Source organism: Aeromonas sp. S9(2024) (genome assembly GCF_041403185.1).
Classification (GTDB): domain Bacteria; phylum Pseudomonadota; class Gammaproteobacteria; order Enterobacterales; family Aeromonadaceae; genus Aeromonas; species Aeromonas enteropelogenes.
In genome coordinates this window covers 98343-116741 of record NZ_JBGLRE010000012.1, presented here as the reverse complement: position 1 = coordinate 116741, position 18399 = coordinate 98343, and the positions used below count along the sequence as shown (strand labels likewise).

The following is an 18399-nucleotide window of genomic DNA, read 5'->3' as shown; positions in this document are numbered from 1 at the left end:
TTCCCCATGCGGGGATGCGAAGTTATTTCACAGAAAACCAGTCGCGTCGGCCTGTTGGCCGGCGCGCTGTTTTTTTGCCTGTTTTGCGGCACGAGCCAGGCCTGGGCAACCAACCAGCAGCTGGGTACCATGCAGACCCAGATCAAGGAACAGCAGAAGACCATCAAGCTGAGCAAGCAGGAGCTGACCAAGCTCAATGCCCAGCTCAAGGCCGATGAGCAAGCCATCTCGGCAGCTGCCGCCAAGCTCAACCAAACCAAACAGCAACTCAAGCAGAACCAGCAGAAGCTGGCCGGTCTGCAGCAAGACAAGCTGGATCTGGAAGAACAGGCCAAACATCAGAAGCAGTTGCTGGCCAGGCAGGCGGAAAGCGCCTTCCAGGCGGGCAGCCACGACTACCTCAAACTGCTGCTCAACCAGCAGGACCCGGCCAAACTGAGCCGCTCCCTCGACTACTACGACTACCTCAACAAGGCTCGTATCGAAGCCATCGAGGCGCTGCGCGCCACCCGCACCAAACTGGCCAAAAACCAGCTGGCGACCAAAGAGACCGAGAGCCGGCTGCAGGCCTTGCTGAGCGAACAGCAGGAGCACCACCAGGCCCTGTTGGCCAGCCAGCAGAGCCGCGCCAAGTTGCGCAACCAGTTGCAACAGTCGGTGCAGGATGACGAGCAGAAGCTGGCCAAGCTGGTCAAGGCGGAGAAAGCCCTGAAAGCCCGGCTGGAGGAGCTGCGCCGCAAACGGGAAGAGCAGGAGCGCCGCGAGCGGGAACGCCTCGCCAAGCTGAAGGCCGAGCAGGAACGCCAGCGCAAACTGGCGGAGCAACGCCGCGCCGAGGAGCAGGCCAATCAGCAGAAAGTGGCCAGCAAAGAGCCGGAATCCAGCTCCAGCATCAGCGGCGCCGGCCACTACAGCGGCCTCAAGACCAATGGCAATCTGCGCTGGCCGGTTCAGGGCCCCATCCTCATCTCCTACGGCTCACCCCGTACCGCCCAGCTCAAGTGGAAAGGCACCCTGATCGGTGCCAGCGAAGGGACCCAGGTCAAGGCGGTGGCATCGGGCCAGGTAGTCTACGCCGACTGGCTGGACGGCTTCGGTATGCTGCTGGTGATCGACCACGGTCGCGGCTACATGAGTCTCTATGGCCACAACCAGTCGCTGCTGCGCCAGGTCGGCCAGAATGTGGAACAGGGCGAACCCGTGGCTCTGGTCGGCGACAGTGGCGGCCAGGACAGGCCCGGCCTCTACTTCGAGATCCGCTATCAGGGAGAAGCCATCAACCCCGCCAAATGGCTGGCCAAACGCTGACCAGGGGTCCCGGCCTCGCGCTTCCATCGAAAGCGGCGAACCAGGAACGACAAAGCCTGCATAATGCAGGCTTTTTTATTTGTCACGTGCGGCACAAGAGGCGGCAAAGTGATGAAAAATTACCTCTTTTTCGGCCCGCTCAGGGAAAGACAACAAGCCCGATCTGCTCCAGCAGGGTCTGCTGCTGATCTTCATTTATCTGCACCCCGGTCAGATCGACCCGCCGCAGATCCAGCCCGGGCAGATCACACTGGCGCAGGTCACAACCCTGCAGCTTGAAACTGGTCCACTCTATCTGGCCAAACTCGGAACCGCTGAGATCGGATCCCGCCAACGAAGCCCCCAGCAGGTTGGCCCCCTGCCAGCGGTTGCCGCTCAATTCGCATTTTTCCAGCAGGCAACCTTCGAAACTGGCGTAGCTGAAGTTGTTGCCGGTCAGATGGGCTTCGCAGAAGTAGCTCCTGGCGGTGATCTGGTTGGCGAAACTGGCGTGACCAAAGTTGATGCCCATCGCCTGACAATCACGCATCTCCAGCCCCAGACACTGGCTGCGGCTGACATCCGCCAGAGTGAGATCGCAGCGCAGGAAGCTCGCCTCCCTCAGATCGCAGCCCTGTAACTGGCAACCCAGCTCGCGCTCCCTGTCATAGAAGCAGCAATCGACGAAGCGACACTCGCCCAGATCCAGTCATGAGAAGTCACACCCGATAAAGTGACACCCGGAGAAATGCTCGCCCTCCACATCCTGTTGCTCGAAGCGAACCCCTTCGAAATGTTTGCCTCTGATCATCGGAAAATCCTTCCACTACGGTTTCATATGCTGACTTTGTCCGGTAAAAACGGTAATGTTACACGTAACATCCACGCTGGACACCGACATGACGACCACCCGCAAGCGCCGCCCCACCCTGCAAGACATCGCCGATCAGACCGGCGTGACCAAGATGACCGTCAGTCGCTACCTGCGGGATCCCCAGACCGTGGCCGAGGGGACCCGGGAACGAATCGCGGCGGCGGTGGAGGAGCTCGGCTACATCCCCAACCGGGCGCCGGATATTCTTTCCAACGCCACCAGCAAGGCGATCGGCATTCTGATCCCCTCCCTCTCCAACCAGGTCTTCTCGGCGGCGATCCACGGCATCGAGTCGGTGACTCGCCCCGCAGGCTACCAAACCCTGCTTGCCCACTATGGCTACAACCCGGAACGGGAAGAGGAACAAGTGGCCTCCCTGCTCTCCTACCATGTGGATGGTCTCATCCTCTCCGACAGCCAGCACACCGAGCGCACTCGCAAGATGATCGCCACCGCCGGCATTCCGGTGGTGGAGACCATGGATCTGCCACAGGATCCCATCGACATGGTGGTCGGCATGGATCACAAGGCCGCTGCCCGGGCCATGGTAACAGAGATGCTGCTGCGCGGCCGCCGCAAGCTGGTCTATCTCGGGGCCCGCCTCGACGTGCGCACCCAGTTGCGGATGGAGGGCTACTACCAGGCGATGGCGGATTTCGGCCTGGAGGGGCGCCACCTGCTGACAGAGCAGTCTTCCACCTTCACTCTGGGGGGCGAGCTGCTGGATCTGGCACTGGTGCGCTATCCCGACCTGGACGGCCTGTTCTGCACCAACGATGACCTGGCGGTCGGCGCCCTGTTGCAGTGTCAGGCGAAGTGGATCCCGGTACCCCAGCAGATCGCCATCGCCGGCTGCAATGCCCTCGACATCGGCCATGCCATGACCCCCAAGCTGGCCAGTATCGCCACCCCCCGCGAGGCGATCGGCCGCGAGGCGGCCACCATGCTGCTGGCGCGGCTCGATGGCAAAGCCCTGGCGGAGACCCGCAAGGACATGGGGTTCACCCTCTATCTTGGTGAGAGCCTGGGGTAAATAGCCCGCACTGCGCCATAAACAGAACAGGCCACCCGAGGGTGGCCTGTCAGCTTGGCAAGCATGATTGTCCGTTAGCGTTTCACCAGTTCGACCGCTTCGCGGGAGAGGCGGGTCACCTCCTCCCAGTTGCCGCTCTTGACCGCATCGGCCGGCAGCATCCAGGAACCGCCGACGGTGGCGACACACTTGAGTGCCAGATAATCGGCCACGTTCTTCGGACCGATACCGCCGGTGGGACAGAACTTCACCTGGGGCAGCGGCGCGGCGATGGCGGAGAGCGCCTTGGTGCCGCCATTGGCCTCGGCCGGGAAGAATTTCAGGTGGTCATAACCCGCTTCCAGCGCCTGCATCACCTCGGACGGAGTGGCCACCCCCGGGATCAGCGGGGCCGTGCTGTTGGCCGCGTGGGCCAGCAGCGCCGGGGTCATCCCCGGGGAAATGACGAAGCGGGCACCGGCGGCAACGGCGGCATCAAACTGCGCGCAGTTGAGCACGGTACCGGCACCCACCATGGCATCTGGCATCGCCTTGGCGATGAGGGCAATGGCCTCCAGCGCTACCGGGGTGCGCAGGGTGATCTCGAACACAGAGATGCCGCCATCGAGCAGCGCCTTGGCCATCGGCAGCGCCTGCTCCAGTTCGTTGATGACCATCACGGGTACCAGCGGGGAGGCGGCAAACACCTCGGCCGGAGTCACTTTCCAGTTCTGCATAGTTCTTCCTTAGTCAAAGATGGTGGCGCCGCACTCGGCGCTCGATACCGCGCGACGCATCACGCTAAACAGTTCACGGCCCCATCCCTCTTGCTCCAGAGTGAGGTCAATCTCGGCCTGGGTGCGACCGCTCAAATCGGTCAGGCAGTCGAGACGGCCGGACTCGGCATCCACCCGCAGCAGATCGCCGTCTTGCAGCAGGCCGATGGCCCCGCCGTGCAGCGCTTCCGGGGTGACGTGGATGGCGGCCGGGATCTTGCCGGAGGCGCCGGAGAGACGACCGTCGGTGACCAGCGCCACCTTGTGGCCCGCCTTCTGCAGGTTGCCGAGCACCGGCATCAGCTTGTGCAGCTCCGGCATGCCGTTGGCGGCCGGGCCGTTGTGGCGCACCACGATAACGGTATCCTGATTGAGATCCCCCGCCTTGTAGGCCGCCTCCACCGCATGCTGGGAGGAGAAGACCCGGGCAGGCGCCTCGATGACGCGGTATTCGGGGGCGACCGCAGAGACCTTGACCACGGCGCGGCCCAGATTGCCCGCCAGCAGCTTGGTGCCGCCGGTGGCCTGGAATACGGCCCCCGAGGGGGACAGCACGCTCGGATCCCGGCTCTCGCCGACCGGTTGCCATACCAGCTTGCCATCGACCAGTGCAGGACGAGTAAGGTAGTCCGCCATCTCGCCAAATACCGGCACGGCGTCCATGTTGAGCAGATCGGCCTCGGCCAGCCGGCGCATCAGGCCCGGCACGCCACCCGCCTGTTCGAAGGCGTTCACGTCAGCCGGACCATTCGGGTACATGCGAACCAGCAGTGGCACCACGTCGGAGAGATCACTGATATCGTCCCAGGTCAGCACCAGGCCGGCGGCGCGGGCCAGCGCCACCATGTGGATGCTGTGGTTGGTGCTGCCGCCGGAGGCAAGCAGGGCCACCAGGCCGTTGACCAGGGAACGTTCGTCGATCACCTTGCTCAGCGGACGATAAGCCGCAGAGCCCGGGATCATGGCGCTGATGCGGCGGGCGGCCTCGTCGGTGAGGGCCCGGCGCAGCTCGCTGTGGGGATGCACGAAGGCGGACCCTGGCAGCATCAGGCCCATGGCCTCAAATACCAGCTGGTTGGTATTGGCGGTACCGTAGAAGGTGCAGGTACCGGCCGAATGGTAGGCGCCGCACTCCATCTTCAGCAGGGCATCGCGCCCCACCTCGCCGGCGGCGTACTGCTGACGCACCTTCACCTTCTCGTCGTTACTGATGCCGCTCGCCATCGGGCCAGCCGGCACGAAGGCGGTCGGCAGATGGGCATGGGAGAGCGCCCCCATGATCTGGCCCGGCGCTATCTTGTCGCAGATGCCGAGCAGCAGGGTGGCATCAAAGGTGTTGTGAGAGAGCGACAGCGCCGTAGCCTGGGCGATCAAATCGCGGGAGAAGAGGGACATGTCCATCCCCGGCTGGCCCTGGGTCACGCCGTCACACATGGCGGGCACGCCGCCGGCTACCTGGGCGCTGTGGCCCAGCTCGGCCAGCGCCGCCTTGATCTGATCCGGATAGCCCTGATAGGGCTGATGGGCGCTCAGCATGTCGTTGTAGGCGGTGACTATGCCCACGTTGGCGCGGGTCATGTCGAGAATGCGTCCCTTCTCGTCACAGCTGGATGCAGCGACGGCGTGGGCCAGGTTACCACAGGCCAGGGCGGCACGGGTCTTGCCCTGCTCGGCCTGACGTTGAATGCGGGCCAGGAAGGCCTGACGACGGCTGGCACTGCGCTCGCGGATGCGGGCAGTAACCTCTGAGATGACGCTGTGTGTCATTCGGCTTGCTCCAACGCGGTGACGGCGCGGTCAACAACCTGTTCGAAGGTGCCGTCTATATCGATATGGAAGACCCCTGCCTCGCCATCCGGGCGCTCCAGGGTATCAAACTGACTTTGTACCATGCTTTCCCGCATGAAGTGGCCCTTGCGAGCCCGCATGCGCTCCAGGATCAGAGGCTGATCGCCATCCAGGAACAGGAAGCTGACCGACTCGTTACCCTCGCGGATCTGGTCGCGGTATTGTTTCTTGAGGGCGGAGCAGACGATGACACCCACCTCGTTCTTCTGTTCCAGGCTGTAGGCCGCATCGCGGATCCGCTCCAGCCAAGGGGCGCGATCCTCATCGTTGAGAGGGGTGCCACCGGCCATCTTCTGGATGTTGGCTTTCGGGTGCAGATCATCGCCATCAATGAACTTGGCCCCCAGTGCCTCGGCCACCTTGAGACCGACGCTGGACTTGCCGCTGCCACACACTCCCATCACGATAATGCACTTACCCGCCATAATTTGACCTCTGTCCCACTTTTCAAAAAACCAGCTGTTGATGGGTTCTAATCTAACACGTTACCGGTAACATGTTACCGGTAACTACAAAAAATGTGAAGCCGGCCACAGACAGTAACCCATACTCTCCGGCCTCGTGCTAAATGCCACAGACCAAAACATATATATAAACAAATCATGATGTTATGTTTGGTGCTGAGTCCTGCGGCATTGCCACTGAACAACTAAAAAAGGAACAGAGAACAATGTCGGATATCTCTTTGATCATGACGGCAGCCGGATCCATCGTGCTGCTGCTCTTCCTGGTGATGAAGGCCCGGTTGCACGCCGTCGTCTCCCTCATCCTGGTCTCCATGGTGGCGGGTCTGGCCGCCGGCATGAACCCGGCCGATATTGCCGCCACCATCCAGAAAGGGATGGGCGGCACCCTGGGCTTCGTGGCCGTGGTGGTGGCGCTCGGCGCCATGTTCGGCAAGGTGATGGAAGTGACCGGCGCCCTCGACCGGGTGGCACATACCCTGCTTGGCAAGTTTGGCGTCAAGCGCGCCAACTGGGCCATGGCGCTGACCGGCTTCGTCTGTGCGCTGCCGCTCTTCTTCGACGTGGCCGTGGTGCTGCTGATCGGGGTGGCGTTTGCCATCGTGCGTCGTGGCGGCGGCAGTGTGGTGAAGATCGGTATCGCCCTGCTGGCGGGTATCGCCACCTGCCAGGCCTTCCTCATTCCGGCGCCGGGCCCCATCCTGGTGGCCTCCCAGCTGGGTGCCGATTTTGGCTACATGATCCTGTTCGGCCTGATCGCCGCCGTGCCGGCACTGATCCTGGCAGGCCCGCTGTTCGGTGACTTCATCAGCAAGATCGTCGACGTGCCGCTGCCCGCCGATGCCCAGAACAGCGTCCATGACGACAGCAAGTCCCTCCCCTCCTTCGGGCTGGCCATGGGCCTCATCGGTCTGCCGCTGCTAATGATCGGTCTCAAGACCATAGTCGGGCGCTTCGTCGAGACAGGTTCCACCCTGCACGGCTGGCTGGAATTTGTCGGCCACCCCTTCACCGCCATCATGGTCGCCTGTCTGGCCGCCTTCTATCTGCTGGGCATTCGTCGCGGCATGTCCCGTGACGAGGTGATGAACGTCTGCAACAGCGCCATCCAGCCCGCCGGCGTCATCATCCTGGTGACCGGTGCCGGTGGCGTGTTCAAGCAGGTATTGGTGGATTCCGGTGTGGGCGCGGCTCTTGGCAACATGCTGGCCGACTCAGGCCTGCCCATCGTCGCCCTGGCCTTCATCCTGGCCGCCGCGGTGCGGGTCATCCAGGGTTCTGCTACCGTGGCCATGCTGACCGCCTGCGGCCTGGTGCTGCCGATGCTGGAGCCGCTGGGTCTGAACGGTGCCCAACTGGCCGCCGTGACCATCGCCATCGGCGGTGGTGCCATCGTGCTCTCCCACGTCAACGACTCCGGTTTCTGGCTGGCCAACCGCTATCTGGGCCTCTCCGAGAAGCAGACCCTGCAGACCTGGACCGTGATGGAAACCATCATCGGCACCACAGGCGGCGTGATGGCGATGATCATCTACAGCTTCCTCTAAACGTTGCTGTCATCCCCCGGAAAAAGGCCTCCTTCGTGAGGCCTTTTTCATCTTTCTGACGATTCTTTCTTTGGCTGGAAGGGCGAGATTGTTAGAATCGCCTATTCATCGCTCCGAGTGGAACGCTTAACCCCGTGATTTCAGGTTTCTCTATGCATTCATCGGCCCATTATCGACAACTGCTTGCACGCCTGCCCCAGATCGCCGTCGCGGCGGATCAGTTTGAAGTGCTCTACAGTGCCCAGGATTTCAAGCGCCGCATTCTTGCGCTCATCGCCAGCGCTACCCGCCGCATCTATCTGGTCGCGCTCTATCTGCAGGATGACGAAGCCGGACGGGAGATCCTCGCCGCCCTCTACGCCGCCAAACAACGCAACCCCGCTCTCGACATCAAGGTGTTCGTCGACTTCCACCGTGCCCAGCGCGGCCTGATCGGCAAGGGCAAGCAGGGGGGCAACCACCTGATGTATCAGGAGATGGCCGACCGCCACGAGCACAAGATTGAAATCTACGGCGTGCCCGTCAAGGGACGCGAGCTGCTCGGCGTACTCCACCTCAAGGGCTTCGTCTTCGACGACGTGGTGCTCTACTCCGGCGCCAGCCTCAACGACATCTACCTGCACCAGCAGGATCGCTACCGCTTCGACCGTTACCACCAGATTGCCAGCCCCGAACTGGCCCGCAGCCTGGTCAACTATGTTGACGACCAGTTCGTGAAGAGCGAGGCGGTGCAGCGCCTGGATCGCACCGACATCCCCAGCGCCAAGCAGCTGAAGGGGCCGATCCGCCGCTTCAAGCAGCAGCTGCGCCGCAGCCAGTACCGCTTCGAAAGCATCCCGGTCAACACCCAGGAGGTGGCGATCACGCCGCTGGCCGGTCTGGGCAAGCGGGGCAACCAGCTCAACCAGATGATCCGCAACCTGGTGCGCGCCACCGAGCGGGAGATCTTCATCTGCACCCCCTACTTCAACCCGCCCAAGGAGTTGAACAAGGATATCGAGGAGCTGCTGGCCCGCGGCTGCAAGGTGACGATCGTGGTGGGCGACAAGACCGCCAACGACTTCTTCATTCCGCCGGAAGAGAAGTTCTCCACCATCGGCGGCCTGCCCTATCTCTACGAGACCAACCTGCGCAAGTTTGCCGAGCGCAACCAGCATCACATCGATGATGGCCGTCTCAACCTGATGCTCTGGTGCTGCGAACGCAACTCCTACCATCTCAAGGGGATCTTCGTGGATGACGAGTGGGCCATGCTCACCGGCAACAATCTCAACCCCCGCGCCTGGGCGCTGGATCTGGAGAACGGCCTGCTGATCCACGACCGTCACCACCTGCTGCGTCCCCAGTTCAACGCCGAGCGCGAGAACATCCTGACCAACACCAAGCGGATCAGCCACTTCGATCAGGTAGAGCAGATCAAGGACTATCCGGATCAGGTGCGCAAGCTGCTGGCCAGAATCCACAGGGTCAAGGCCCATCTGCTGCTCAAGCGCATCATCTGACGCGAGGCGCTACCGCCCCTTCGCAGCCTGCCACAAGGCCTGCCATTCCCGGCAGGCCTTGCTCAAAAACGGCCCCGACCAGCCTCTTTCACCTGTTTCATCCCATCCTTGCCACGGCAACGCGGCTTGCGCCGCAACATCAATAGACCCTATTATCTGGACATATTTACAGTGTTTTCGGGCATCTAATTGATGAAATTGGATAAAATTCCTCTCGATAGCCTCAAGGGTGTCGGCAGCAAGATGCTGGAGAAACTCGAGCGGCTGGGGCTGGCCACGGTGCAGGATCTGCTGTTCCACCTCCCCCTGCGCTACGAGGACCGCACCCAGGTGTGGCCCATCGGCGATCTGCCGCCCGGCCTGCACGGCGCCGTCGAGGGCGAAATCCAGGATACCCAGCTGGTGATGGGGCGCCGCCGCATGCTGGTCTGCCGCATCAGCGACGGCACCGGCACCCTGACCCTGCGCTTCTTCAATTTCACCGCCGCCCAGAAGAACAGCCTGGCCCAGGGTCGGCTGATGCGCTGCTTCGGCGAGGTGCGCCCAGGCAAGTACGGGCTGGAGATGGCCCACCCCGAGTACAAGCTGCTCGGCGACGATCAGGCGGGCCAGACCGAATCGGCCCTCACCCCCGTCTATCCGACCACCGAAGGGCTGCGCCAGCTCACCCTGCGCAACCTCACGGATCAGGCGCTGGCCCAGCTCGATCTCTACGGGGTGGAGGAGCTGCTGCCCGCCGGCCTCTACCCCCATCAGATTGAGCTGGCCGCCGCCCTGCGCCTGCTGCACCGCCCGCCCCCCTCGGTGGCGCTGCCGCTGCTGGAAAACGGCCAGCATCCGGCCCAGCAGCGACTGGTACTGGAGGAGCTGCTGGCTCACAACCTCTCGGTGCTCAAAGTACGCGCCCAGTCGCAAACCCAGCTGGCACGGGCTCTCAAACCGGCCCCCAAGCTGGTCGAACAACTGCTCGGCGCCCTGCCGTTTAAACCGACCGGAGCCCAGAGCCGGGTGGTGGCGGAGATAGGTAAGGATCTGCAGCAGAGCCACCCCATGATGCGGCTGGTGCAGGGGGACGTGGGCTCCGGCAAGACCCTGGTGGCGGCCCTAGCCGCCCTGCAGGCCATCGGCAATGGCTGTCAGGTGGGGTTGATGGCACCGACTGAACTCCTGGCCGAACAGCACGCCATCAACTTCGCCAAGTGGCTGGAACCGCTCGGTATCCAGGTCGGCTGGCTAGCGGGCAAGCAGAAAGGTAAGGCGCGGGAAGAGGCGCTGGCTGCCATCGCGGATGGCAGCGTCAAGATGGTGGTGGGCACCCATGCCATCTTCCAGGAGCAGGTGGTGTTCCAGCGTCTGGCGCTGGTGATCATCGACGAGCAGCACAGGTTCGGCGTGCACCAGCGCCTCGCCCTGCGCGAGAAAGGGGAGCGGGAGGGAGTCCATCCCCATCAGCTCATCATGACCGCCACCCCCATCCCCCGCACCCTGGCGATGACCGCCTATGCCGACCTCGATACCTCGGTCATCGACGAGCTGCCGCCGGGCCGCACCCCCATCACCACGGTGGCGCTGCCGGACAGCCGCCGCCAGGACGTGATCGAGCGGGTCAGGCTCGCCTGTACCGAGGGCAAGCAGGCTTACTGGGTCTGCACCCTGATCGAGGAGTCCGAGGTGCTGGAGTGTCAGGCCGCCGAAGACACTGCCGCCGAGCTGCAAAACTTGCTGCCCGGTCTGCATATCGGCCTGGTGCACGGCCGGATGCGACCGGTCGAGAAACAACGGGTGATGGAGGAGTTCAAGGCGGGTATTTTGCAGTTGCTGGTCGCTACCACCGTCATCGAAGTGGGGGTGGATGTGCCCAACGCCAGCCTGATGATCATCGAGAACCCTGAGCGGCTCGGGCTGGCCCAGCTGCACCAGCTGCGCGGCCGGGTCGGCCGGGGGGCGGTAGCCTCCCATTGCGTGCTGCTCTATCATGCTCCCTTGTCCAAGACGGCCCAGAGCCGGCTAGGGGTGCTGCGCGAGACCAATGACGGCTTCCTGATCGCCCAGCGCGATCTGGAGCTGCGCGGCCCGGGGGAACTGCTCGGCACCCGTCAGACCGGGCTGGCCGATCTCAAGATTGCCGATCTGGTGCGCGACCAGCCGCTTATCCCCCAGGTACAGAAGATGGCGCGCTTCCTGATGGACAAGCACCCAGATCATGTCGAACCCTTGATCCGCCGCTGGCTGGGACTACGGGATCACTACTCCAACGCTTGAGCAGAGGAAAAAAGGTGGAATGATGTCAAAAGTTCCTGGTGGACAAGCATCCGTTTCATCCCATGTCGACCCGCTGATCCGCCGTTGGCTGGGACTGCGGGACCACTACTCCAACGCCTGATCACGCAAACAGAAACAGGAGGAAAGCACTCATGAATTCCTGGCTACGCGGCCTGCTCTACACCTTCGCCTTCCTGCTGCTGTTTGTCTGGGTCGCCCTCGGGCTGTTCGACGCCGAACGGGCCAAGGGGCCCATCGCCAGCTGGATCAGCCAGCAGACCGGGGTGCCCGTCAGCATAGGCCGGCTGGTGTTCAATCCGCTCCACCCCTATACCCTGCTGGCCGAACAGGTGCGCTACGGTGATGCGGTCACCCTCGACAAGCTCTATCTGGAAATCGAGGATATCGACTGGCTCAACCGGGACGTGCGCATCGCCCATCTCGATCTCATTCGCCCGGCTATCAAACTGCCGCTGCCGAACCGGCTGCCAGACTTGCCGATCCGCTCCCTCACCATCGCCGACAGCACCATAGATCGCCTCAGCCTGCAGAGTGACGCCCTGACCCTGCGCGGCCTCAACGCCACCCTGAGCGACTGGGAGCTAATCGACCCCAAACGCCAGCCACAGGCTAACCTGACCCTCAACATAGGCCAGCTGGAGACACCGCAATTCACCTTCGCCCGCCTCAACCTGAAGGGGCGGCTGGAAGGGGAGGTACTGTCCAGCGACAAGCTGATAACCAACCTGTTCGACGGCCTGCTGGAGACGGGTCTGGTACTGGACTGGCCCGCCCGCAGCCTGCAACTGCGCGATCTCAAAGCACGCGGCATGCGGGTCGAGCTGGGGGATCTGGCACAACATCCCTTCCCCCTGCGCCAGGTCAGCCTGGATCGGGGCCAATTCGACGAGGTGAGCATCAACGACATCAGGCAGGAGCTCGCCTTCAACAACTTCAGCGGCCAGCTCACCGCCTTCAACTGGCAAACAGGTAGCCAGCCGAGCGGCTATCTGGCCGGCACCCTGGGTGACATGGGGCGCGGCCTGTTCCAGCTGGAAGCCATCAAGGGCAAGCTTGCCTTCTCCCCCCAACAGATCGAGGGCGAACTGCAGGGCAAGGCCTACGAGGGGGAGTTCAACCTGGAGCTGGCCCTCGATAGCCAGCAGCAGAAGCTGACGTTGAAAGACATGGCCCTGAGCGGCATGGACATCAGCCTGCCCCAGGGGTGGTGGCAGGATTGGCAGAGCTGGCGGCCACAGCAGATCGACATCCGCAAGCTGACGTTTGACAAGCTCAAGGTGCTCTCCTTCGATGACAGCCTACCCCTGTCGCTGACCGGCTGGCAGCTCTACCTGACCGATTTGAGCCTGCGAGGCAACCAGCCCGGCCCCCTGTTCGGCCGCGCCCGCGTCGAGAGCAAGTGGTTCGAGCTGGTGTGGGATGGTCTCAGCGCCCGCAACGGCGAGCTGGATGGGGAGCTGACCCCCAGCACCTGGCAGCTCGACAAACTCACCAGTTCGCTGCCGGATGAGGGGAGCCTCACCCTGAATGGCCAGTGGGGACGGAAGCCGGGCCAGCTCAGCCGCCTGCAACTGAACGCCGCCAAGCTTGACTTGGATCAGTGGGGCAAAATACTGCACTCCCCCGTCTCCTTCGCGGGCAAGGCGGATCTCAGCGCCGATCTGCAGGCGACGCACGGCAAGAGCGCCGGCGAGTGGCGCAGCACCCTGCAGGGAAGCTTCGCCCTCGACGCCGACGAGCCCTTCTGGGATAAGGTGAAGATAGATCCCCTGCTGGATGAGTGGTTCAAGGGGGCGACCCCGCCCACTCTCACCCCGGAGCAGCTGTGGCAAGCGATGCAGGAGGGAGATACCCCCTTCTACCGCATCAGGCTGCAAGGCAAGATCGAGAATGGCCAGCTGAGCGTCGAACAGGCGGGCGCCTCCACCATCACCCACCTGCTGGCCCTGCAGGGTGGGATCGACTTGGTCAACGAACAGTGGCAGCTGGATCTGGGCGTGCTCAATGGCAAGCGCTGCGCCGAACTGACCGGTCAGTGGCGCGGACCGCTCTCGGCACCAACCCTGACCTGGGCCTTCCCGCAGCAACAAGCGTCATGTGACTGGGAGGTGGGTGTCCGCTACCCCGCCCAAGGTCGCAGCGCCCCGCTCTGGCGACCGGCTCCCGCGGCAAAAGCCCAGACCGGGCAGGAAGCGCCGGCAGAGCAGTAAACAACAAGGCCTCATCATGAGGCCTTGTTTGCATCGCACAACCGGTTACAGCACCGGCGCCTGACCGCGCCGCTTGATGGGTTGCACCACGTACTGGCCAACGAATTCCACCGCCAGCTTGTCACCGCTGAACAGCTTGATCTTGAGACTGAACTTGGCGGACTCCCCGCTCTTGAGCGGCTCCAGCACCGCGGGCATGCCCTCCCGGGCGACCCGCGCCTCCGGCTCCTCGTCGACCGGACGGTAGTACTTGATGTTGCCCTCCGCCAGCACTATGTCCCCCATCAGCCCGGCCTCCTTGAGCTGCAGCCAGATCAGGCCCCAACCCGCCAGTACGCACTGGCTGTAGATGCTGCCGGCAAACATGGTGTCGTGCACATTGAGGTTGGCCGCCAGGTTGGCCTTGAGGTGGAAGGTCTGGCCGTCGTAGTGGGTGATGTGCATCCCCATCTTCTCGCTGATGGGAATCCCCCTGGACCAGCGGGTGGTGAGGTCCTGGCACCACTCGGGACGGTACTGGATGGTCTGCATGGGGGTCAGGGACTTGATCATCTGACGGTGCGGAATGCGACCGAAGGAGACAGGCCCTTCACCCACCTCGAGAAAGCCGCACCTGCGGTAGAACTCCACCGCCTCCTGACGGGCGTTCATCACCAGTCGTTTGACCTTCTCGCTCAGGGCCAGTTGCTCGAGATCTTCCACCATGCGGGCGCCCAGCCCCTGGCCGCGATATTCCGGGCGCAGCGCCATGAAGCGGATCTGCGCCTCGTCACCGCCGACAAACAGACGGCCAACGGCAATGGGAGTACCATCGGGTGCCAGCATCAGGCGATGAATGGCAACGGAGTCGTATTCGTCCCGCTCGGAACCGAGGGGCAGATTGAAGGGTTTACGCAGTAGTTCCCAGCGCAACTGATAATAGGCATCCAGCTCGGCTGCCGTCTGGGGGGTGACCACCCGGTACATAGTTCCATCCTTGAGTTACACTGGTCGAAAACCATCTTGCCGTGCAAATTCATGGACTTCAATCTGCAAGCGTACCAAGCCGACCACTTATTGCACCTCAGCGTCCAGCCACGGCGCCGCCTCTCGGTGCAGGAAAATGCCCACCATCGCTGGCTCGAAATCGACGGCGTGGTGCAATCCGCCATGTCACTGAACGACCCCGCGCTCCTCTGTCTGCCCCACCAGCAGGTGATCGCCTGCCTGCTGCCACAGCAGGCCGACAACATCCTCGAGCTGGGACTGGGTGGCGGCGATCTGACGCGCCATATCCGGCGTCGCTGGCCCGCGGCCAGGCACGAATGCGTCGAGCTGGACGAGGAGGTGATCACCCTCTATCGCCAGTTTTTCCAGCATCCCGGGGAAGAAGATAACCGCGCGCCCCAGGTACATCAGGCCGATGCCCTCGCCTTCCTCGAGCAGAGCGAGGCCAGCTACGACCTGGTGCTGCTCGATCTCTTCAGCCAGGATGGCAACCCGCTGCAGCTGTTTCAGGAGCGGATCTATCGGGCACTGGCTCCCCGCCTGAGCGGGGATCTCATCGTCAACCTGCTGCCCCGCACCCGGCTCGAGCTGAGCCAGGCCCTGCTGCTGCTGGAGCAGTGGGTCGGCCCCACCACTCCCTATCCGGTGCCCGGTTTCGTCAACGTGATCGTCCACACCCGGCCGCGCCAGGGCGACGAATCAGACCTGTAGCCAGAAGGTCACCGGGCCGTCGTTGACCAGCGCCACCTTCATATCGGCGGCAAAACGCCCCGTCTCGGTCGGGCTCTCCCCCGCCCGGGCCTGTGCCACAAAGTAGTCGTAAAGCCGCTCGGCCTCCGCCGGATGGGCCCCGCCGGAGAAGCTCGGGCGCATCCCCTTGCCGGTATCCGCCGCCAGGGTGAACTGGGAGACCACCAGCAGGCTGCCACCGGCCTGGCCCACATTGAGGTTCATCTTGCCGTTCTCGTCGGAGAAGATCCGGTAGCCGCCCACCTTGTGCAGCAGCTTGTCGGCCTTGGCCTCGTCATCTCCCTGCTCCACCCCGAGCAGCACCAGCAGCCCCCGACCGATGGCCCCGGTTACTTCGCCCTCGACGGTCACGCTGGCCTCGGACACCCGCTGAATCAATGCAATCACATCCCTCTCCTCTCAAAACAGAACGACCGCCCTTCGGGAAGGGCGGTCGTCGATGCTACCAATAAAACCGCCGGCAAGGCGACGGCTTAGGCAAGCTCCTCGCTCGCCGGCTTCTCGTATTCACCGAGGCAGGCGGTGGTTTCCGCGCCAAGCAGCACCACCAGCCAGCTCAGATACACCCAGACAAATAGGATCGGAATGGTCGCCAGGGCGCCATAGATGGCCTGATAGGAGGGAAAGTTGGTGATGTAGATGGCAAAGCCGCGCTTGGCCAGCTCAAACAGGGTGGCCGCCACCAGGGCGCCAATGAAGGCGTGCACCAGCCGTACCTTGCAGTTGGGTACCACGGTATAGACCAGCAGGAAGGTGAGCACCGAGAAGAGGAACGGCAGGCTGCGCAGCAGCAGGTAGCCGGCGCCGAACAGACTCTCCTCCGACAGGAAGCGCAGCGACAGTATGTAGGAGGAGATGGCGATGCTGGCCCCGATGAGCACGGGTCCCAGGGTCAGGATCATCCAGTACATGGCGAATGCCTGGGCCAGCGGCCGGCTCTGGGTCGAGCGCCAGATGTAGTTGAGGTTCTTGTCGATGGCCGAAATCAGCATCAGGGCCACCACGATCAGGGCGCCGATCCCCACCGCCGTGGTGTTGGTGGCATTGGCCACGAAGCCGTCGATGTACTCCTTGACCATGTCGCCCGCGGTGGGCACGAAGTTGTGGTAGACGAACCGCTCCATCTGCTGCTTGATGCTCTGGAATACCGGGAAGGCGGACATCATGCCGAACACCACGGCGATCATGGGCACCAGGGAGAGCAGGGTGACATAGGCGAGATAACCGGCGGTCACCGTCAGCCTGTCCTGCTGGAAGCGGCCCCAGACAAACTGGATAAAGTGGCGGCCATCGTGGCGCAAGAAGGAGAGGGCGTGGGCCAAACGGCCGTGAATTTGCTGCTGCATCTTGATTCTCGTAAGCGTCGTCATGCAGACATTGTGTCAGAGGGGAGCGCTGTTTGACCACCTCTGCACCCGGATTGACCTGTCGGCACAGGCACCCTTCACCTCCTCAACCCAATTCTGCTTATAAAAAAACGGCCCCGATGACGGGGCCGTTTGCGCTGACTCAAGAGAGCATGTAGTCGGCAGGCAGTTCGGTGCGGGCAACGCCGGATTCCACCGCCGCCAACGCCACAGCGCGGGCAACGCGCGGCAACAGACGGGCATCCATCGGCTTGGGAATGACGTAATCCTTGCCGAAGGCAAGCTCGCTCACGCCGGCGGCAGTCAACACCTCGGCCGGTACCGGCTCCTTGGCCAGACCGCGGATCGCTTCGACCGCCGCAATCTTCATGGCATCGTTGATGCGGCTGGCACGGGCGTCCAGGGCGCCGCGGAAGATGAAGGGGAAGCAGAGCACGTTGTTGATCTGGTTCGGATAATCGGAGCGGCCTGTGCCCATGATGAGGTCATCTCGCACCGAGTGGGCCAGGGCGGGCTTGATCTCGGGATCCGGGTTGGAGCAGGCGAAGATCACCGGGTTGGGGGCCATCAGGGCCACCGCCTCGGCGGGCAGCACGTCCGGGCCGGAGACGCCGACGAATACGTCAGCCCCGTCGATCACCTCCATCAGGGTACGCAGCGGGGTGTCGTTGGCGAAGCGCTGCTTGTACTGGTTCAGATCGGTGCGACCGGTGTGGATCACGCCCTGACGGTCCAGCATGAAGATGTTGTGCGGCTTGGCGCCACACTTGATCAACAGCTCCATGCAGGCGGTGGCGGCAGCTCCCGCCCCCATGCAGACGATGCGGCTGCTGCCAATCTCCTTGCCCTGTACTTCCAGCGCATTGAGCAGACCGGCAGCGGTGACGATGGCGGTACCATGCTGATCATCGTGGAAGACCGGGATGTCGCAGCGCTCGATCAGTGCCTGTTCGATCTCGAAGCACTCGGGAGCCTTGATGTCTTCCAGGTTGATGCCGCCGAAGGTATCGGCAATGGCGGCGACCGTGTCGATGAACTGCTGGCTGGTTTCGTGCTTCACCTCGATGTCGATGGCGTCGATACCGGCAAAACGCTTGAACAGCAGGGCCTTGCCCTCCATTACCGGCTTGGAGGCCAACGGACCCAGATTGCCCAATCCCAGGATGGCGGTGCCGTTGGAGATGACGGCCACCAGGTTGCCCTTGCCGGTATAACGGTAGGCATCGGCCGGGTTGGCGGCAATCTCGCGTACCGGCTCTGCCACACCAGGGCTGTAGGCCAGCGCCAGATCGCGGGCGGTCTCGGCGGGCTTGGTGAGGGCGATGGCAATTTTGCCCGGTACGGGCTGAGCGTGGTAATCGAGTGCTTGTTGACGAAGATCGTGACGCTGATCGGACATGGGTGACCCCGATACGGATGTGAATGAGTGGTGCATTGGCTCGCCGATGGCGAGGGCTGGGGATCATAAAGAAAACCGGCGGGCTTTCACAGA

The 18399-nt window shown here is 63.0% G+C and carries 14 protein-coding genes and 1 pseudogene; 7 read left to right on the top strand and 8 right to left on the bottom strand.

Going from position 1 to position 18399, the window contains the following annotated elements:
* The first annotated feature begins 6 nt into the window (after positions 1 to 6).
* Entirely contained in the window at positions 7 to 1308 is a 1302-nt protein-coding gene (envC, locus tag ACB028_RS17615) for a murein hydrolase activator EnvC (protein WP_371144851.1), read from the top strand.
* A 139-nt stretch (positions 1309 to 1447) separates the two neighbouring features.
* Here envC and ACB028_RS17610 read toward each other — a convergent pair.
* A pseudogene (locus ACB028_RS17610) lies at positions 1448 to 2098 on the bottom strand (Qnr family pentapeptide repeat protein).
* A gap of 88 nt (positions 2099 to 2186) precedes the next feature.
* On the opposite strand from ACB028_RS17610, the gene ACB028_RS17605 reads away from it, so the two are divergent.
* Positions 2187 to 3194, top strand: a complete 1008-nt coding sequence (locus tag ACB028_RS17605; RefSeq protein WP_371144850.1) for a substrate-binding domain-containing protein — start codon at positions 2187 to 2189, stop codon at positions 3192 to 3194.
* A gap of 74 nt (positions 3195 to 3268) precedes the next feature.
* Here ACB028_RS17605 and ACB028_RS17600 read toward each other — a convergent pair whose 3' ends face one another.
* Genes ACB028_RS17600 through ACB028_RS17590 form a run of 3 tightly spaced genes read right to left on the bottom strand, consistent with a single transcriptional unit; the run spans position 3269 to position 6222 of the window.
* Positions 3269 to 3910 carry a bifunctional 4-hydroxy-2-oxoglutarate aldolase/2-dehydro-3-deoxy-phosphogluconate aldolase gene (locus ACB028_RS17600; RefSeq protein WP_371144849.1) on the bottom strand — a complete coding sequence of 214 codons (642 nt, stop codon included), beginning with the start codon at positions 3908 to 3910 and terminating at the stop codon, positions 3269 to 3271.
* Positions 3911 to 3919: 9 nt separating this feature from the next.
* A complete protein-coding gene (gene edd / locus ACB028_RS17595; RefSeq protein ID WP_371144848.1) occupies positions 3920 to 5716 on the bottom strand; it encodes a phosphogluconate dehydratase in 1797 nt (598 codons plus the stop codon).
* On the bottom strand, positions 5713 to 6222 hold the full coding sequence (locus ACB028_RS17590; protein ID WP_026456630.1) for a gluconokinase: 510 nt from the start codon (positions 6220 to 6222) through the stop codon (positions 5713 to 5715). Before ACB028_RS17590 ends, edd begins: the two co-directional genes overlap by 4 nt.
* A gap of 245 nt (positions 6223 to 6467) precedes the next feature.
* Here ACB028_RS17590 and gntU point away from each other — a divergent pair, with 245 nt between their 5' ends.
* From gntU to ACB028_RS17570, 4 genes are all read left to right on the top strand, one after another.
* Positions 6468 to 7808: a gluconate transporter gene (gntU, locus tag ACB028_RS17585; protein ID WP_026456631.1), complete on the top strand. Its 1341-nt coding sequence runs from the start codon at positions 6468 to 6470 to the stop codon at positions 7806 to 7808.
* Positions 7809 to 7960: 152 nt separating this feature from the next.
* Positions 7961 to 9310 carry a CDP-diacylglycerol--serine O-phosphatidyltransferase gene (gene pssA, locus ACB028_RS17580; RefSeq protein ID WP_371144847.1) on the top strand — a complete coding sequence of 450 codons (1350 nt, stop codon included), beginning with the start codon at positions 7961 to 7963 and terminating at the stop codon, positions 9308 to 9310.
* A 192-nt stretch (positions 9311 to 9502) separates the two neighbouring features.
* The gene (gene recG / locus ACB028_RS17575; protein ID WP_371144846.1) at positions 9503 to 11572 is read left to right on the top strand and encodes an ATP-dependent DNA helicase RecG; all 2070 of its coding nucleotides are present in this window, start codon (positions 9503 to 9505) and stop codon (positions 11570 to 11572) included.
* Between the two features lie 152 nt (positions 11573 to 11724).
* Positions 11725 to 13803, top strand: coding sequence for an AsmA family protein (locus ACB028_RS17570; RefSeq protein ID WP_371144845.1), 2079 nt, complete (start codon positions 11725 to 11727; stop codon positions 13801 to 13803).
* Between the two features lie 45 nt (positions 13804 to 13848).
* On the opposite strand, the gene ACB028_RS17565 is transcribed toward ACB028_RS17570, so the two are convergent.
* Entirely contained in the window at positions 13849 to 14769 is a 921-nt protein-coding gene (locus ACB028_RS17565; RefSeq protein WP_026456896.1) for a bifunctional GNAT family N-acetyltransferase/hotdog fold thioesterase, read from the bottom strand.
* Between the two features lie 51 nt (positions 14770 to 14820).
* Between ACB028_RS17565 and ACB028_RS17560 the strand changes: the two genes are divergently transcribed.
* Positions 14821 to 15501, top strand: coding sequence for a spermidine synthase (locus ACB028_RS17560; protein WP_371144844.1), 681 nt, complete (start codon positions 14821 to 14823; stop codon positions 15499 to 15501).
* Here ACB028_RS17560 and dtd read toward each other — a convergent pair.
* From dtd to ACB028_RS17545, 3 genes are all read right to left on the bottom strand, one after another.
* Complete coding sequence (gene dtd, locus ACB028_RS17555) at positions 15490 to 15927, bottom strand: D-aminoacyl-tRNA deacylase (RefSeq protein WP_371144843.1); 438 nt, start codon at positions 15925 to 15927, stop codon at positions 15490 to 15492. The genes ACB028_RS17560 and dtd overlap by 12 nt on opposite strands.
* Before the next feature lie 86 nt (positions 15928 to 16013).
* A complete protein-coding gene (locus ACB028_RS17550; protein ID WP_042070586.1) occupies positions 16014 to 16886 on the bottom strand; it encodes a virulence factor BrkB family protein in 873 nt (290 codons plus the stop codon).
* A gap of 163 nt (positions 16887 to 17049) precedes the next feature.
* Positions 17050 to 18306, bottom strand: a complete 1257-nt coding sequence (locus ACB028_RS17545) for a malic enzyme-like NAD(P)-binding protein (protein WP_342013757.1) — start codon at positions 18304 to 18306, stop codon at positions 17050 to 17052.
* Between the last annotated feature and the right edge of the window lie 93 nt (positions 18307 to 18399).

Coding starts and splice junctions, on each gene's coding strand:
- envC (WP_371144851.1), top strand. CDS start 7: ATGCGGGGATGCGAAGTTATTTCACAGAAAACCAGTCGCGTCGGCCTG.
- ACB028_RS17605 (WP_371144850.1), top strand. CDS start 2,187: ATGACGACCACCCGCAAGCGCCGCCCCACCCTGCAAGACATCGCCGAT.
- ACB028_RS17600 (WP_371144849.1), bottom strand. CDS start 3,910: ATGCAGAACTGGAAAGTGACTCCGGCCGAGGTGTTTGCCGCCTCCCCG.
- edd (WP_371144848.1), bottom strand. CDS start 5,716: ATGACACACAGCGTCATCTCAGAGGTTACTGCCCGCATCCGCGAGCGC.
- ACB028_RS17590 (WP_026456630.1), bottom strand. CDS start 6,222: ATGGCGGGTAAGTGCATTATCGTGATGGGAGTGTGTGGCAGCGGCAAG.
- gntU (WP_026456631.1), top strand. CDS start 6,468: ATGTCGGATATCTCTTTGATCATGACGGCAGCCGGATCCATCGTGCTG.
- pssA (WP_371144847.1), top strand. CDS start 7,961: ATGCATTCATCGGCCCATTATCGACAACTGCTTGCACGCCTGCCCCAG.
- recG (WP_371144846.1), top strand. CDS start 9,503: ATGAAATTGGATAAAATTCCTCTCGATAGCCTCAAGGGTGTCGGCAGC.
- ACB028_RS17570 (WP_371144845.1), top strand. CDS start 11,725: ATGAATTCCTGGCTACGCGGCCTGCTCTACACCTTCGCCTTCCTGCTG.
- ACB028_RS17565 (WP_026456896.1), bottom strand. CDS start 14,769: ATGTACCGGGTGGTCACCCCCCAGACGGCAGCCGAGCTGGATGCCTAT.
- ACB028_RS17560 (WP_371144844.1), top strand. CDS start 14,821: ATGGACTTCAATCTGCAAGCGTACCAAGCCGACCACTTATTGCACCTC.
- ACB028_RS17550 (WP_042070586.1), bottom strand. CDS start 16,886: ATGCAGCAGCAAATTCACGGCCGTTTGGCCCACGCCCTCTCCTTCTTG.
- ACB028_RS17545 (WP_342013757.1), bottom strand. CDS start 18,306: ATGTCCGATCAGCGTCACGATCTTCGTCAACAAGCACTCGATTACCAC.